Origin of the sequence: Pseudomonas soli (assembly GCF_900110655.1) — a bacterium.
GTDB lineage: Bacteria > Pseudomonadota > Gammaproteobacteria > Pseudomonadales > Pseudomonadaceae > Aquipseudomonas > Aquipseudomonas soli.
This window is the reverse complement of record NZ_FOEQ01000003.1, coordinates 487,324-502,317: the sequence shown is the minus strand read 5'-3', so window position 1 is coordinate 502,317 and position 14,994 is coordinate 487,324. Positions and strand designations below refer to the sequence as shown.

Here is a 14,994-nt window from a genome sequence, read left to right as displayed (position 1 = left end):
ATTGATCCGGATCAAGCCCCTTGGCCATGCGCGGCATAGCCTGAGCGCAGGCATCCACTTCATGGAGGGAGACCATGGCCAAGCGATTTCCCACGAACCCCAGCCATCCCGAACGGATCTGCTGGGGCTGCGACCTGTACTGCCCAGCCAAGGCGCTGGCCTGCGGCAATGGCGCGGACCGGACCATGCATCCGGTGGAGTTGTTCGGCGAGGATTGGGAACAGCTCGATGATCATCTGGATGCGACCATAGCCACTTCGCATGCCGCGCCCGGACAGGAAATGCCGCTCAACCAAAAGTCTGAATGAACGGCGCCGCGCTCGCCTTGATGGCGGCAACCACCTTGGGTGCCTGATCGCAAAGCGCGGACTCCCTGGCCAGTGTTCGCTCCAATGCTTCAAGCTGATTGCGAATGACTTCAGCCGGGTTGCTCACGTCGCAAAGCGGTGCAAAGTCCAGCAAGCCTTGCCGCGACGCAAACAAGGATTTGTTGCCGGATAGCGAAAGCGCCAGCACGTCTTCCGGTATGTAAGCCGTGGTATTGACGATGTCGTACGCCGGAGCCAGGCGCGCATCGCCTCGAAGAGGATCGGTGTACAACAACCCGAAATTTTTCAGATGGGCATCACCATTTCCGACGATACAGCTGAGCGCAACCATCTCGAACAGTTGCCGCAGCGATAGCCGAAGATGCTCAGGCGCGCAGAACAGGCGGATCGCCTTGGCAATGGCAGCGTAGCTCTTGCTGTACTTCTGTTCGGCGCCAAGCCCCATCAAGGCAGCCATGTCTTCGAAACCAAGTGGATTGTTCTGCTCGTCACGATCGAAGCGGCGCATGACGAACAGCTTGCCGTTATCGGACAAGAAGAATTGAGGCACTGGCAGGCCAGAGGTTTGCGCAACCGACATGCACAGGAATTCGTTGATCGCCAAGCCCGGGAACTCGTCGCGCCCGCTCTTGATGATCAGCTCGGCTGTTTTCGAGGTAAAGCGCTGTGACAACGGGTCCAATTGCTCAGGAACCAGGACCTTCGGCTGCACACCAGAGATGCCTGCGCGCAGAATGTAGCGATCCACCAGATCGGCGAAGATATCCTCTCCCCCATCCCATGAAAGAATGTTCGCCAGCTTTTCTCCCGGAAACGTCTGCCGCCGCAGCAATGTGTCCACTACCTGCGAACTGACATGCACACGCCCGATCGGCGAACTGCTGCCGGACAACGCTAGGAGAAGCATGGGGTCGACCTGAACGATCTTCGCCAGGCGGTTGCGCAATTGCTCGAGCACATACCCTTCGGGCAAGTTCATCTGGAACACCGGATGCAGCTCGCGATACCTGTATTCCTCGGTTCGGACCGGCATCAACAGGCTGATCGCCGCATCAGCAACGGTGTGCGGGCCATAGCGGAAGAGGTAGTCGCCTGCACTGGTCAGCAATGCTCACTGTCACCCTCGGGTGTCGCGACTATCAGCGGCGTCATTCGAACATCCCCTCGATTTCGTCAAGCGTCGGCATCACCGCCGCTATGACCTGCAGTTCGCAGCCGAGCGCCGCCAATGCACGTGCATATGCACCGATGGCCACTGAGAGGCTACCTTTCTCCATGGCAATGATCTTTTGCCGGGTGATACCGGCCAAGGTTGCGAGCGCCTGCTGGGTCAATCCCCGGTTAAGCCTTCGCGTGCGAACCTGCGCGCCCAGGCGCTCGACGATCAATGAGTGATCCATGTTCTTTATACGTGACAAATTTAGATGAATGTAACGTATAAGGAACATGATCAAAAATCAACCAGCAGTAGCGGTGTCAAAAGCTCTTCTAGAACGCCGTGCTCACGGTCACCGCCAGGTTGCGCGGGTCGCCATAGATTGCCCCGGCATAGAACCCGTAACGGGTGTAGTAGTGCTTGTCGAACAGGTTGTTGGCGTTGAGGCTGACGCTGGTGTCGTCGGTCAGCTGGTACTTGGCCATGGCGTTCCAGATCGCATAGCCCGACCAGTTTACGTCGCTGGCGCTGCGGCTAACTCCGTTGCTCGGCTGCCCGGCGGGGGTGGACACCGCGCGGATGTTGCTTTGCGCGGTCACGCCAGCGCCCAGGGTCAGGCGATCCAGCGGGCCGGACAGGCGATAAGTGGTCGAGGCCTTGAACAGGTGCGAGGGGTCGCTGCGCCCGTCGCTGTCCAGGCGGCGGAAGTGCAGGTAGGTGTAGCCGGCATAGACGTTCCAGTTCGGGGTCAGGGCGCCGGCGACTTCCAGGTCGATACCGTCGGTTTCCTGGCCGGAACCGGCCTTGTAGGCAGTGGCGCCGGTCGGCGTCAGCAGGTCGCCGTCCATCACCGCCTTGTTCTCCTGCCTGGTGCGGAAGTAGGCCGCGGACGCGTTCAGGCGACCATCGAACCATTCACCCTTGATCCCGGTTTCGTAGCTCTGGCCACGGATCGGCTCGACCTTGGTGCCGCTGGCGCTCTCTTCGGTCTGCGGGTTGAAGATGTCGGTGTAGCTGGCGTACAGCGAGTAGTTGTCGTCGAGGTCGTACACCGCGCCCAGGTAAGGGGTGACGATGCCGTTGTTCTGCTGGTTGCTGCGCGCACCGTTGACGCTGACGGTAGTAGCCGAATAGTCGGTGCTGCGCACACCGAGGATGAGCGACAGGGGGTCGGTGACGCTAAGGCGGGTGGCGGCATACATGCCCTGAAGACGGGTGGTAGTCTTGCTGTGCAGGCCGGTTTTTGAGGCCAGCATGGCGTAGTCGTCGTCCACGCCGTCTAGCCAGTTGCCCAGCCCCAGGCCATTGTTCGCCCGGAACTGGCAACCCACCCCACTGTTCACTGCCTTGCCGCCGCCGACCATGCTGCAAGTGTACTGCGGTGACCAGGCCACGGTGCGGCTGTCGTTGTAGCCGACCATCGCCTGATGGGTGCGCCCGAACAGTTGGAATGGGCCGGACAGGTCGATCTGCGCCGATTGCTGGGTGGTGTCGGTGGAGCTGTGCAGGCCGTTGAGCACCGCGCCGCTGCCGTCCTGGTTCCAGTAGCCGCCATAGACGCCACGGCCGGACGAGTTGACCTTGGCCAGGCCACGGTGGTTGAGCGCCTCGCCGCTGCTCTGGGCAACCTTCAGGTCCAGGCTCCAGTCGTTGTCGAAACGGTGCGCCAGCGAGCCGAAGGCGGTGCGGGTGATGTATTCGCCAAAGCTCCAGCTGGGTACCACGTTGGTGCTGCGCGGCAGGTCGGTCTTGCTGCCATCGCCGTACCAGATCGGGATGTTGGCGCCCCAGCCGCCGCCGACCACTTTGCTGTACTCGTACTGGTAGCCGGCACCCAGGGTGGTGGCATCGTCCAGGTCGAATTCGAAGTTGGCCAGGGCCGCGCGGGAGCGTTCGGACTGGTTGTCGCGGAACGAGCCGGCGTCCTGCTGGGTCATGACCAGACGCGAACGCAGGCGGCCGTCCTCGGACAGCGGCAGGTTCAGGTCAGCACCCAGGCGGCGCTTGTCCCAGCTGCCATAGGTGGCGTAGGCGCTGCCGCCGAAGGTCCGGGTCGGCGCCTTGCGGATCAGGTTGACGGTAGCCGAAGGGTCACCGGTGCCACCGAGCAGGCCGTTGGCGCCACGGACGATGTCGATGCGTTCGTACAGGTCCATGTTCAGCGCGTTGCCGCCACCGCTGAAGTCCGAACCGCCGGGGAACTGCAAGCCGTCGATCTTCCAGTTGCTGATCGAGTAGCCACGGGCGCGGAAGTCGGTGCGCCCGCCCACTTCCATCTTGCTCATGCTCACGCCCGGCGTGGTGTCCAGGGCCTGCTCGAGGGTGTGGATATCACGGTCTTCCATTTGCTGGCGGGTAATGCTGGTGACCGACTGTGGCGTCTGCCGGGGTGTCAGCTGCAAGCCCGTGGAGCTGCGTGTGTTCTGCACGGTGTAGCCGATCTGGCCGCTATCGTCGGCCAGCGGCAACGCACTGCTGTCGATGTTGGTGGCGCCCAGTTCCAGCACCGGGCCGTCAGCGAAGGCTGTGCCGCTAAGCCCGAGGGCCACGCAGAAGGCAAGCGGGGAGAGGCGACTGCCGCCTCGGACCAAGGGGGTTGTGTCAGTCATGATGCTCTTGCATACCATTTGGGAAGGCTTCGTATTCGCAGATGATTTTTTGTTACGATTCTAGGCATCTACCCCTTAGGCTCCATGGATGGCTTGTATGGGGATGTAATCGAACGTAACGAGCAGCGCAGTTCCTCTTTCCACAGGTACCCACAGCCATGAATACCACCTTGCTGGTCGTCGATGATGACGACGAGATTCGCGAACTTCTCTGCGATTACCTGACGGACGCCGGCTATCAGGTTCTCGCTGCTGTCGATGGAAAGCAGATGCACGCGCAATTGACCCGGCACAAGGTCGACCTGGTGGTACTCGACCTGATGCTGCCCGGCGAGGACGGCCTGAGCCTGTGCCGGCAGTTACAGGCGCAGCCGGGCTTGGCGGTGGTGATGCTGTCGGCCAGGGGCAGCACTCTGGACCGCATCATCGGCCTGGAAGTAGGCGCCGACGATTACCTGGCCAAACCCTTCGAGCCGCGCGAGCTGGTCGCCCGGATCAAGGCTGTGTTGCGCCGCCCCCATCGTCTGGAGGTAGAGCCCGATACTTCGGATAGCGAGCCACAATTGTTTGCGGGTTTTCGTCTCGATCACGTCAAACGGTTGCTCGTTCACCCTGACGGCCAAGCCTTCAACCTGCCACGCTCCGACTACCGTGTGCTGCGTGAACTGCTGGACGCCAACAACCGCGTGGTCTCGAGGGACCACCTGACACGCAGCGCGTTCGGCCGCGACCATCTGCCCGACGACCGCTCGGTGGACATGTGCATCAGCCGCCTGCGCCAACAACTGCGCCGGGCGCCAGGCCAAGGCGTGCAGATCCTCACCATCCGCAACGAAGGCTATCTGCTGAGCCTGGCCCGCGAAGCGTTGGGCGCCTGAGGTGCGACTGCTTCGCCGGCTGTGGCCGCGCACGCTGTTCGGCCAACTGCTGCTGATCATGATCAGCGGCACCCTGGTGATCCAGTTGATGTCCAGCAGCATCTGGTTCGACGTACGCTTCGCCCAGGTGCTGGAAGCGCCGGTGCGGTTGATCGCGGCGCGCAGCGCGCCCCTGATCGCCCAGGCCGACTGCCATGGCACGGCACGCCAGGTACCGAAGCACTACCAGCTGCGTTGCGCCGAAGCGCCGCCCGAGGGTGAGCATGACCAACGGCGCGGCTGGCGGCGCATCGAGCTGTTGCTGCATCAGGCACTGGCCTACGAATTGGGGGGCGATGTGCGGCCGAGGTTGCTCAAGGTCCGGCTCACCGACGAACTGGGCCAGCCCATCGTCTGGCGCAGCCTGTTCGGCTTGCGCACCGCCCAGGCGCATATCGAGTTTGCCGTGCCCCTCGCCGATGGCCACTGGCTGGTCATCGATGGCCAGGAGTTGCAGGGCTGGAGCGGCGAGTCGGCATGGGTGCTGATCAGCGACTACCTGCTGCGGGTCTATGCCCTGCGCATCGCCGCCGTGCTGGTGGTGTGCCTGGTGGCGGTACGCTTGTGCCTGCGCCCGCTGCGCCGCCTGGCCGATGCCGCCCGTGGCCTGGGTGGCAATCTGGAACAGGCGCCGTTGCCGCTGGACGGCCCCGAGGAAGTGCGGCACGCCGCCCAGGCCTTCAATGCCATGCAGCAACGGCTGATCCGCATGGTCAACGACAAGGCCTACTTCCTCGCCGCCGTGTCCCACGACCTGCGTACGCCGTTGACGCGCATGCGCCTGCGCCTGGAACGGCTGGAGGACAGCGAACACAAGGAGCGCCTGCGCCAGAACATCGCACAGATGGACGGCATGATCGGCCAGGTGCTCGACTACCTGCGGGCGGGCGAGCAGCAGAACCTGCAAACGGTCGACCTCGACCGCCTGGTGGCACGCCAATGCGCGGATTTGGCCAACGCCGAAGAGCCATTATCGATCCATGGCCAGGTGGGCCAGGCCCAGGTAGATGCCCTGCTACTGCAACGGTGCCTGCAAAACCTGTTGGTCAATGCCCTGCGCTATGCCAGGGAAGTCGCGGTGGTGCTGGAAAGCACGCCAACCGATGGGTACATCCACATCGACGATCGCGGCCCGGGCATCGACCCGGGCTTGCTGGCGACTGTCACCGAGCCTTTCGTGCGCGGCGAGGACTCACGCAACCAGGCCTCTGGCGGCTATGGGCTGGGGCTGAGCATCGCCCAGCGCATCGTTGCCAGCCATGGCGGCGAACTGCAGCTGAGGAACCGCCAAGGGGGCGGGTTGCGGGTCAGCGTACGATTGCCCAGGGGCAATATCGCCTGATCATTTGCCATCACCCTGCAGGATCCTCAGCGCCGCCTCGGCCAGGAAGCCCGAACGGCTCTTGTGCTCCGGGTGGTTCTGTACGTAGCTGTCGATGCGGGTGAGCAGGTACGCCGGCAAGGTGATGTTGAGCTTCTCGGCCTTGCCCAGGTAGCGGGTGATGTCGATATCGATCAGTGCCCAGGTGCAGCCGGCATAGGCGGGGTTGGCCGCATGCACGCCGACCTTGCTGGCCCTGGGGATTTCCTGCTGGTCCTGGGCCAGGAGTTCGAGGTGGCCTTCGATCGCTTCACGCGCCATGGCGATGGCGTTGTCGAGGTCTTCGCCCGCCGAAAAGCAGCCAGGGATATCCGGGACTTCCACGCCCCAGGCGTGCTGGTCGTCACCGGGGAGGATCGCGATAGGGAACAACATGGTGATGAGTCTCCTCGTCAGCTGGCGTAGCAGATGCGTGCCTGGCGCAGGATGCTGGCCGCAGTCGCGGGCAGCAGGTCTTTCCTGGGATGCGGGATGGTGACCAGCCCGGCTTTTTCAGGATGCTTGAAATGATGGTGGCTGCCTTTGGAGCGCACCAGATACCAGCCATCCGCCTCGATCACAGCAATCATTTCACGGCTGTTCATTCACCCATTCCTTGGGCCGGCCGATTGGTGGTTAGTATAACCACCAACAGACAATTATCAACACCATACCCACCATTACGACAAGCGGCTGCCAGGAGGAGAAGTATGGGGAGAGGAACGGAGCAAGCACCGGGAGAAGTGATGCGGGATCTTGCAGCAGGGAGAGTCGCCAGATAGTTCAGAGCACGGCCAATGCCTTTGCCTTCAACACTTGCAGATCCATCACCGGCACCCCTACCCGCTTGGCCATCTCGTCCCACTCGCGCAGGCGCAGGCTGACCCTGAACAACGGGTCGGCCTCGAACGCATCAGCTTCGGCATCGTTCATCATCCCACCCTGGTACGCCAAGGTGCGTCGGCTGGCTTCGCTCAAACGATCGTAGTATCCGGGCTGGCGCAAGGTCAGGTAGCGCTTGGCCTCGACGTGATACTGCACCAGCCTGGCCAGCCGCTCGCTGAAACCACACCGGCGCAAATACTCGGCACCGATGCGCTCATGACTGACAACGCCATAACCGCCCATGTCCTCGCCCTCGCACAGGTGGCCGATGTCATGGAAGAAGGCGGCCAGAATCACTTCGTCGTCGTAGCCTTCGGCCATGGCGAGCTGGGCTGCCTGGGACATGTGCTCGATCTGGGTGATGGCCTCGCCGATATAGTCGGCGCTGCCATGACGCTCGTACAAGGCGAAGGTGTCGTCGATGATCCGGGAAGAAGTTGGCATTGCGTGGGCTCCTGCGTTGCCTGGTCTGACGCCATCGCGGGGCAGCTTGAGTATAGAAGCCGGCTTGCCCCGCGATGAGGGCCTTACTGCTGGGCGACTTTCTCCGACTTGCCGTCGTAGCGTTTGCGCCACTCGGCGAGAATCTGGTCGCGGTTCTTCGAGGCCCAGGCGAAGTCGTTCTTGATCAGGCGCTGCTCATAGTCGGCCGGCAGTTCGGTCTGCGGCTTGGCGATGCCGGGGGCGGCGAGCACCGCGAAGTTCTCCTTGTACAGCTCCATGGCGGCAGGGCTGGCGGAGAAGTCGGCCAGGCGCTTGGCGGCATCGGCTTTCGGCGAGCCCTTGATCAGCGCCGTGGCCTCGATCTCCCAGCCCAGCCCCTCCTTGGGCAGGACGATGTCCAGGGGTGCGCCCTGGCGCTTGAGCTGCACGGCCGGGTACTCGAACGAGATGCCGATCGGGAATTCACCTGCTGCCGCCAGCTTGCATGGCTTGGAGCCGGAATGTACGTACTGGCCGATGTTCTGGTGCAGTGCGTCCATGTAGGCCCAGCCCTGAGGCTCGCCGTAGGTCTGCAGCCAGGCGCTCACATCGAGGAAGCCCGTACCGGACGAGGCCGGGTTGGGCATGACGATCTTGCCCTTGTACTCAGGCTTGGTCAGATCCTGCCAGCTCACCGGCTTGCTCAGGCCCTGCTTCTCGGCCTCGACGGTATTGAAGCAGATCGTCGCGGCCCACACGTCCATGCCTACCCAGGCCGGCGGATTGGCGGCGTCGCGGTAGTTGGGCGAGATCTTGCCCAGGTCCTTCGGCGCATAGGCTTCGAGCATGCCGTTCTGGTCGAGGATGGCCAGGCTGGAGGCCGCCAGCCCCCACACGGCGTCAGCCTGTGGGCGCTCTTTTTCAGCCAGCAGCTTGGCGGTGATGATGCCGGTGGAGTCGCGCACCCATTTGATCTCGATGTCCGGGTTGGCCTTCTCGAAGGCCTGCTTGTAGCTCTTGAGCTGCTCGGCCTCCAGGGCGGTGTAGACAGTCAGCTGGGTGGCGGCCGAAGCCTGCAGGCTGAACACGGCGGATACGGCAGCGGCAAGTGCAAGGGGCTTGAACATGATGCGGTTCCTATCGGTGTGGGCAGTAGGTCAATAGCCGGGGGCGCGTTGGCGCCAGGCCTGGGAGCGGCGTAGCAGGCCGCGCGAAGCGCCGGCCAACAGCAGGGAGGCGGCGGCGCTGGTCAAGAGGATCAGGGTCGACATGGCAGCGGCGCCGCCAACGTTGCCGGCGTCATCCATGTTCAGCACGGCAACGGCGGCGAGGATGGTGTCGGGGCTGTAGAGGAAGATCGCCGCCGACACCGTGGTCATCGCCGAGACGAACAGGTAGCGGATGATGTCCAGCAGCGTCGGCAGGCAGATCGGCACGGTGACCCGCACGAAGTGCTTGTATAGCGGCGCCTTGAGTGACAGCGCGGCGGCTTCGAACTCACCGTCGAGCTGGCGCAGGGCGGTGGTGGCGGTCATCTGCGCGGTGGTCAGGTAGTGGGAGATGGTGCACACCACCAGCAGCGCCATGCTGCCGTAGAACACGTGCAACGGGTTGCCGTTGAGGTTGAAGAAGAACACGTAGCCCAGGCCCAGCACCAGGCCAGGCACCGCCATGGGGATGAAGCTGAGCAGGCGCAGCAGTTGATTGAGCAGGCGCTGGCCTTGGGTCTTCTCCATGAGGTAGGCACCGGTGAAGATCACCACGCTGCCGATCAGCGCGGTGCCGATGGCCATGGTCACGCTGTTGCGATAGGCCAGCCAGCCGCCACCAGCGGTGTCTTCGAACATGTAGTGCTTGAGCGACAGCGACAGGTTGTACGGCCAGAACTTGACCAGCGACGAGTACACCGCCATGCCTATCACCGCCAGCAGCGCCGCGCAGACAAGCAACACGATGGCCAGGTAGCAGCCATCACGCAGCTTCGAAGGCTTCGGCTCGAACACCTGGGCGCGGCCGCTCATGGCCTCGCCCTGGCGGCGGCGCAGCCAGGCATCCACGGCAAAACTGAGCAGCGCCGGCACCAGCAGCACCATGCCGATCAGCGCACCACGGCCGAACTGCTGCTGGCCGACCACCGCCTTGTAGGCTTCCAGCGCCAGCACCTGGTAATCACCACCGACCACTACCGGCACGCCGAAGTCGGTGATGGTAAGGGTGAACACCAGGCAGAACGCCGCGAACACCGCCTGGCGCGTGGCCGGCCAGGTGATGCTGAAGAATGCCCGGGCAGGTCCGGCACCCATGCTCGAAGCGGCATCGAACAGTCGTGCATCGGCCAGTGACAGCGCCGAGAGCAGGATCATCAACGCATGGGGGAAGGTGTAGATGGCCTCGCCAAGCACGATGCCCCAGAAGCCGTAGATGTTGTCGCTGAGCAGCCCGCGCAGCAGGCCCTGGTTACCGAACAGATAGACCAGCGCGATCGCCGGCAGCATCGACGGCGCCAGCAACGGCAGCAGCGAAATGCCACGCCACAGCCCCTTGGCCGGGATCAACGTGCGTTGCAGGGCATAGGCGAACAGGTAGGCCAGCGGCACAACGATGGCGGCAACGGTGAGGGCTACCGACAGACTGTTGCCGAGCAGCCAGTGGAAGTTCGCGCTGGCAAACAGTTCGCGGGCGGCCAGCAGCCCCCCGCCCTGCCCGGCTTCAGCGCTGAAGCCACGCCAGAAGATCGCCAGCAACGGCAGCAGCACCGCCAGCACCAGCAGGCTCAGCAACAGGCTCTTGCCACCGACGACGAACAGTCGATGCCCCAGGGCGACGCCGTTGCGTGGCCTGTCGTTGCCGTGAGTGAGCGGCAGGGTCATGGGCGCGGCCATCTCAGGCGAACACCTGCAGGCTCTGCGGCGGCAGGGCCACCCAGATATCCTGCGAACCCAGGCGCGGCATGGCTTCGGGCGCCAGCTCCGCGAGCAGCGCATGGCCCGGCAGGGCTTCGAGCTCGAAGCTCATGCGGCAGCGATTGCCGAGGAAGGTGACTTCCCGAACCTTGGCCGGGAACAGGTTCTCCTCGTGCACCACCGGGTTGACGGTGATCGCCTCGGGCCGGCAGAACAGTCGGCCGCTGCTGACGGTGCTGGCGTTGTCGGCCAGGCGCATGTGCATGCCGCCGACCTGGGCGTGGCTATTGCTGCTGCGCTGGAACGGCAGCCAGTTGCCCTGGCCGACGAACTCAGCGACGAAGGGTGTCGCCGGCTGGTCGTAGATTTCCTGGGGCCTGGCGTACTGCTCGACCTGGCCGTTGTTCATCACGGCGATGCGGTCGGCCATCAGCATGGCTTCGTCCTGGTTGTGGGTGACCATCAGCGTGGTGATGCCCAACTGGCGTTGCAGCTGGCGCAGTTCAGTGCACAGGTGCTCGCGAACACGGGCGTCGAGGGCCGACATGGGTTCGTCGAGCAGCAGCAGCGAGGGCGACGGCGCCAAGGCGCGGGCCAGGGCCACGCGCTGCTGCTGGCCGCCGGAGAGCTGGCCGGGGTATTTCTTCTCACTGCCGGCCAGGCCCACCAGCTCGAGCATCTCGCTCACCCGCTGGCGCGAGGCCTCGCGGTTGCCGCCGGTCAGGCCATAGGCAATGTTGGCTTCAACGGTGAGGTTGGGGAACAGTGCGTAGGACTGGAACAGGATGCCGTAGTCACGGGCCTGGGGCGGCAGCTCGGAGATATCGCGGTCGCCGATGTACAGCGTGCCGCGGTCCTGGCGCTCGAGGCCGGCGATGCAACGCAGCAGCGTGGTCTTGCCGCAGCCCGAGGGACCGAGCAGACACACCAGCTCGCCAGCGGCGATGTCGAGGGACACGTTGTTGAGCGCGGTGAAAGCGCCAAAGCGTTTGTGGATGCCGCGCACTTTCATCTGTGCGCCCGGGGTGACGTGGTTCATGGCAGGTCCTCATCGAAGCGATGTGGGCCATGCTAGGCAGGCTGTGCGAAGGTTCCGTGGCGTTGGGGCAAAAGCCGGCGATAGTGGTATAGGCAGATTTTGTAGTGGCCTTGAGGGCCCTATCGCTGGCAAGCCAGCTCCCACAAAAGCAAGTCGGCGCCAACCCTGTGGGGGCCGGCTTGCCGGCGATGAGGCCGGTGCAACCAGTAGAGAACTGTCAGAATTGCGAACCCACCACCTCCTGCGCCACCCCCAGGAACGCCGCCGGCAACCGCGCCTGGCGCCGCTCCTTCAGGCAGTACAGGTACTCGTGCATCACCGGTGCGTCGTCCAGCGCCAGCACCCGCAGCTCGGGGTTATGCGGCACCTCATGTCGGGCAATGATGCTGATGCCAATGTTGCGCAGCACCGCCTCGCGGATCGACTCGCGGCTGCCTATCTCCAAGAGCGCCCCGGCTTTAACCCCGGCGTCCTGCATCATCTGCTCGGTGAGCTTGCGGGTGGTCGAGCCCTTTTCGCGCATCAGCAGGCAATGCCCGGCCACCACCTCGATCGACACCGCCTGGCGTTGGGCCAAGGGATGATTGCGGTGCACCGCCAGTACCAACGGGTCGGTGCCCAGCACCCGGCGTACCAGGCGTGCGTCTTCGAGCAATTGTGACGAGGCGGCGATATCCACCCGGTAGTCCTCGAGCATTTGCAGCACCTGCTGCGAGTTACCGATCTCCACCGCCACCTCCACTTGTGGCAGGCGCTCGCGGAAGATCTTCACCAGGTCGAGGATGTAGTACGGCGCGGTAGCGGCGATGCGCAGGCTGCCCTGAGCCTGGCCGCTGTTGCGCAACTCGAACTCGATTTCGGCTTCCTGTTGCAGCAGCGCCTTGACCATCGGCAGCAGGCGCACGCCCTCCTCGCTCAACACCAGGCGCCGGCCGCCGCGGTAGAACAACTCGACGTTGTACTGGCCCTCGAGGTTGCGGATCTGCGTGGTCACCGTGGGCTGGCTGAGCCCGAGCTTCTTCGCCGCCAGGGTGATGCTGCCCAGGCGGGCCACCATGTAGAAGGCTTTGAGCTCGGCGCTCAGCATTGGCAGAACCTCTTTTTCACGCCACAGGCGTTATTTGCGCAACAGGCGCAGACCGTTGAACACCACCAGCAGGCTCACGCCCATGTCGGCGAATACCGCCATCCACATGGTGGCCATGCCGGCGAAGGTGATAGCCAGGAAGATTGCCTTGATCCCCAGGGCCAACACGATGTTCTGGGTGAGGATCGCCGCGCTTTGGCGCGACAGCCTGACGAAGGCCGGGATCTTGCGCAAGTCGTCGTCCATCAGCGCCACATCGGCGGTCTCGATGGCGGTGTCGGTACCGGCGGCGGCCATGGCAAAGCCGATCTCGGCGCGGGCCAGGGCCGGCGCGTCGTTGATGCCATCGCCGACCATGCCGACACGATGCCCCTGGGCGTACAGGTTCTCGATGCTGGCGAGCTTGTCCGCGGGCAGCAGGTTGCCCTCGGCACGGTCGATCCCCACCTGGGCCGCAATGGCCTGGGCGGTGTGGGGATTGTCGCCGGTCAACATGACCGTCTTGATACCCAGCTCGTGCAGCTCGGCGATGGCCTGGCGGCTGCTGTCCTTGACCGTGTCGGCCACGGCGAACAACGCCAACGGGCCGGAGCGGTCGAGCAGCAGCACCACGGTCTTGCCCTGGCGCTCCAGCACATCCAGTTGCGCTTCCAGCTCCGGGGAGCACAGGCCGAGCTCTTCCACCAGGCGATGGTTGCCCAGGTGGTAGGTCTGGCCCTCGATATCACCGCGCACACCGCGACCGGCCAGGGCGGCGAACTCGGTGACTTCGCTCAGAACCAGATCCTGGCCCCTGGCGAACAGGGCGATGGCACCCGACACCGGGTGGTCGGAACGGGCGGCCAGGCTCGCGGCCAGCGCCTGGGCGCGCCCTTCGAACAGTGGGTCGAGCACCTTGCTGTCGGTCTGCACCGGCTTGCCGTGGGTAATGGTGCCGGTCTTGTCCAGGGCCAGGAAGTCCAGCTTGCGCCCGCCCTCCAGGTACACACCGCCCTTGATCAGGATGCCTTTGCGTGCCGCCGCGGCCAGGCCGCTGACGATGGTCACCGGGGTGGAGATCACCAGCGCGCACGGGCAGGCCACCACCAACAGCACCAGGGCACGGTAGATCCAGTCGAACCAGGCACCGGCCATGAACAGTGGCGGGATGAGCGCCACGGCGAGCGCTACCGCGAACACTACCGGGGTGTAGATGCGCGAGAACTGATCGACGAAGCGCTGGGTCGGCGCACGGGCGCCCTGGGCTTCTTCGACGGCCTTGATGATGCGGGCCAGGGTCGATTGACCGGCGGCGGCCGTGACGCGGTACTCCATCGCGCCGGCCTGGTTGATGGTGCCGGCGAACAGCTTGTCGCCGACCGACTTCTCGACCGGCAGGCTTTCCCCGGTGATCGGCGCCTGGTCGACACTGGACTGGCCACTGACCACCTCGCCGTCCAGGCCGATGCGCTCGCCTGGGCGCACCCGCACCCGTGCGCCGATTGCCACCTCGCGCACCTCTACCTCGCGCCACTGGCCATCAGCCTGTTGCACGGTGGCCATGTCCGGGGCCAGCTGCATCAACCCGCCGATGGCATTGCGCGCGCGGTCCAGGGAACGGGCTTCGATCAGTTCGGCAACGGTGAACAGCACCATGACCATGGCCGCTTCCGGCCACTGGCCGATCAGCACCGCGCCGGTCACGGCGATACTCATCAGCGCATTGATATTGAGGTTGCGGTTTTTCAGGGCAATCCAGCCCTTCTTGTAGGTACCGAGGCCGCAGCCGAGGATGGCCGCCAGGGCCAGCCCGGCGACCACCCACTCCGGTGCCTTGCCGGAGAAGTGCACGATTTCGGCGGCGATCGCCGCAACACCGGACAGCGCCAGCGGCCACCAGCGTGTCTTGCTGGCCTGGGGCGCGCTGGCGGCGCCATCATCCTCGGCGGCCAAGGGTTCGGCCTTCATGCCCAGGCTATCGATGGCCCGCTCGATCTCGAAGGTGCCCTCGAGCGTATGGCGCACGCCGAGCACACGATTGATCAGGTTGAATTCCAGTTGCTCGATGCCGGCCAGCTTGCCTAGCTTGTCCTGGATCAGGGTCTGCTCGGTAGGGCAGTCCATGGCCTCGATGCGGAAGCGGCTGAGCTGCGCCTGGCCACTGGCCTTTTCGGTCAGTTGCACCAGGGCCGGGGCGGCCTTGCTGGCGCAGCAGCCGTGGGCGTGGGGCGCGTGGCCATGATCGAGGTCATGGGCGTGATCATGCTTGTGGTCGGGGCTGACAGGCTGGTTCATGGAATCATCCTT

At 64.3% G+C, this 14,994-nt stretch carries 13 protein-coding genes and 1 pseudogene; 3 read left to right on the top strand and 11 right to left on the bottom strand.

All coding sequences use genetic code 11. The features are described 5' to 3' along the window. The first annotated feature begins 74 nt into the window (after positions 1 to 74). Positions 75 to 308: a DUF3079 domain-containing protein gene (locus tag BMY03_RS10335; RefSeq protein WP_094010986.1), complete on the top strand. Its 234-nt coding sequence runs from the start codon at positions 75 to 77 to the stop codon at positions 306 to 308. Here BMY03_RS10335 and BMY03_RS10330 read toward each other — a convergent pair. The 3 genes and pseudogenes from BMY03_RS10330 to BMY03_RS10320 form a co-directional block, all read right to left on the bottom strand. After that, positions 289 to 1,481: pseudogene (locus tag BMY03_RS10330) on the bottom strand (type II toxin-antitoxin system HipA family toxin). The gene BMY03_RS10335 and the pseudogene BMY03_RS10330 sit on opposite strands and share 20 nt — an antisense overlap. Continuing rightward, on the bottom strand, positions 1,478 to 1,729 hold the full coding sequence (locus BMY03_RS10325; protein WP_094010985.1) for a helix-turn-helix domain-containing protein: 252 nt from the start codon (positions 1,727 to 1,729) through the stop codon (positions 1,478 to 1,480). The pseudogene BMY03_RS10330 and the gene BMY03_RS10325 overlap by 4 nt, the downstream one beginning before the upstream one ends. 88 nt (positions 1,730 to 1,817) lie before the next feature. Next, entirely contained in the window at positions 1,818 to 4,112 is a 2,295-nt protein-coding gene (locus tag BMY03_RS10320; RefSeq protein WP_094010984.1) for a TonB-dependent siderophore receptor, read from the bottom strand. A 140-nt stretch (positions 4,113 to 4,252) separates the two neighbouring features. On the opposite strand from BMY03_RS10320, the gene BMY03_RS10315 reads away from it, so the two are divergent. Together BMY03_RS10315 and BMY03_RS10310 are read left to right on the top strand one after the other, a co-directional pair. Continuing rightward, positions 4,253 to 4,972, top strand: a complete 720-nt coding sequence (locus tag BMY03_RS10315) for a response regulator (protein ID WP_023629985.1) — start codon at positions 4,253 to 4,255, stop codon at positions 4,970 to 4,972. A 1-nt stretch (position 4,973) separates the two neighbouring features. Next, positions 4,974 to 6,353 carry an ATP-binding protein gene (locus tag BMY03_RS10310; RefSeq protein WP_038706992.1) on the top strand — a complete coding sequence of 460 codons (1,380 nt, stop codon included), beginning with the start codon at positions 4,974 to 4,976 and terminating at the stop codon, positions 6,351 to 6,353. Here the strand turns inward: BMY03_RS10310 and BMY03_RS10305 are convergent, their stop codons facing one another. The 8 genes from BMY03_RS10305 to BMY03_RS10270 form a co-directional block, all read right to left on the bottom strand. Next, positions 6,354 to 6,767: a type II toxin-antitoxin system HicB family antitoxin gene (locus BMY03_RS10305; protein ID WP_094010983.1), complete on the bottom strand. Its 414-nt coding sequence runs from the start codon at positions 6,765 to 6,767 to the stop codon at positions 6,354 to 6,356. Between the two features lie 17 nt (positions 6,768 to 6,784). Continuing rightward, positions 6,785 to 6,976, bottom strand: coding sequence for a type II toxin-antitoxin system HicA family toxin (locus tag BMY03_RS10300; protein ID WP_023630583.1), 192 nt, complete (start codon positions 6,974 to 6,976; stop codon positions 6,785 to 6,787). Between the two features lie 178 nt (positions 6,977 to 7,154). Further along, positions 7,155 to 7,700 (bottom strand): phosphonate degradation HD-domain oxygenase, encoded by a 546-nt coding sequence (locus BMY03_RS10295; protein ID WP_094010982.1) that lies wholly within the window; start codon positions 7,698 to 7,700, stop codon positions 7,155 to 7,157. Positions 7,701 to 7,783: 83 nt separating this feature from the next. Beyond that, on the bottom strand, positions 7,784 to 8,806 hold the full coding sequence (locus BMY03_RS10290) for a putative 2-aminoethylphosphonate ABC transporter substrate-binding protein (RefSeq protein ID WP_094010981.1): 1,023 nt from the start codon (positions 8,804 to 8,806) through the stop codon (positions 7,784 to 7,786). A 30-nt stretch (positions 8,807 to 8,836) separates the two neighbouring features. Next, positions 8,837 to 10,561: a putative 2-aminoethylphosphonate ABC transporter permease subunit gene (locus BMY03_RS10285; protein ID WP_094010980.1), complete on the bottom strand. Its 1,725-nt coding sequence runs from the start codon at positions 10,559 to 10,561 to the stop codon at positions 8,837 to 8,839. Position 10,562: 1 nt separating this feature from the next. Beyond that, entirely contained in the window at positions 10,563 to 11,621 is a 1,059-nt protein-coding gene (locus BMY03_RS10280; protein ID WP_094010979.1) for a putative 2-aminoethylphosphonate ABC transporter ATP-binding protein, read from the bottom strand. Between the two features lie 217 nt (positions 11,622 to 11,838). Then, positions 11,839 to 12,708, bottom strand: a complete 870-nt coding sequence (locus BMY03_RS10275) for a LysR family transcriptional regulator (RefSeq protein WP_094010978.1) — start codon at positions 12,706 to 12,708, stop codon at positions 11,839 to 11,841. A gap of 30 nt (positions 12,709 to 12,738) precedes the next feature. Continuing rightward, positions 12,739 to 14,982, bottom strand: a complete 2,244-nt coding sequence (locus tag BMY03_RS10270) for a heavy metal translocating P-type ATPase (protein WP_094010977.1) — start codon at positions 14,980 to 14,982, stop codon at positions 12,739 to 12,741. Positions 14,983 to 14,994: the final 12 nt, after the last annotated feature.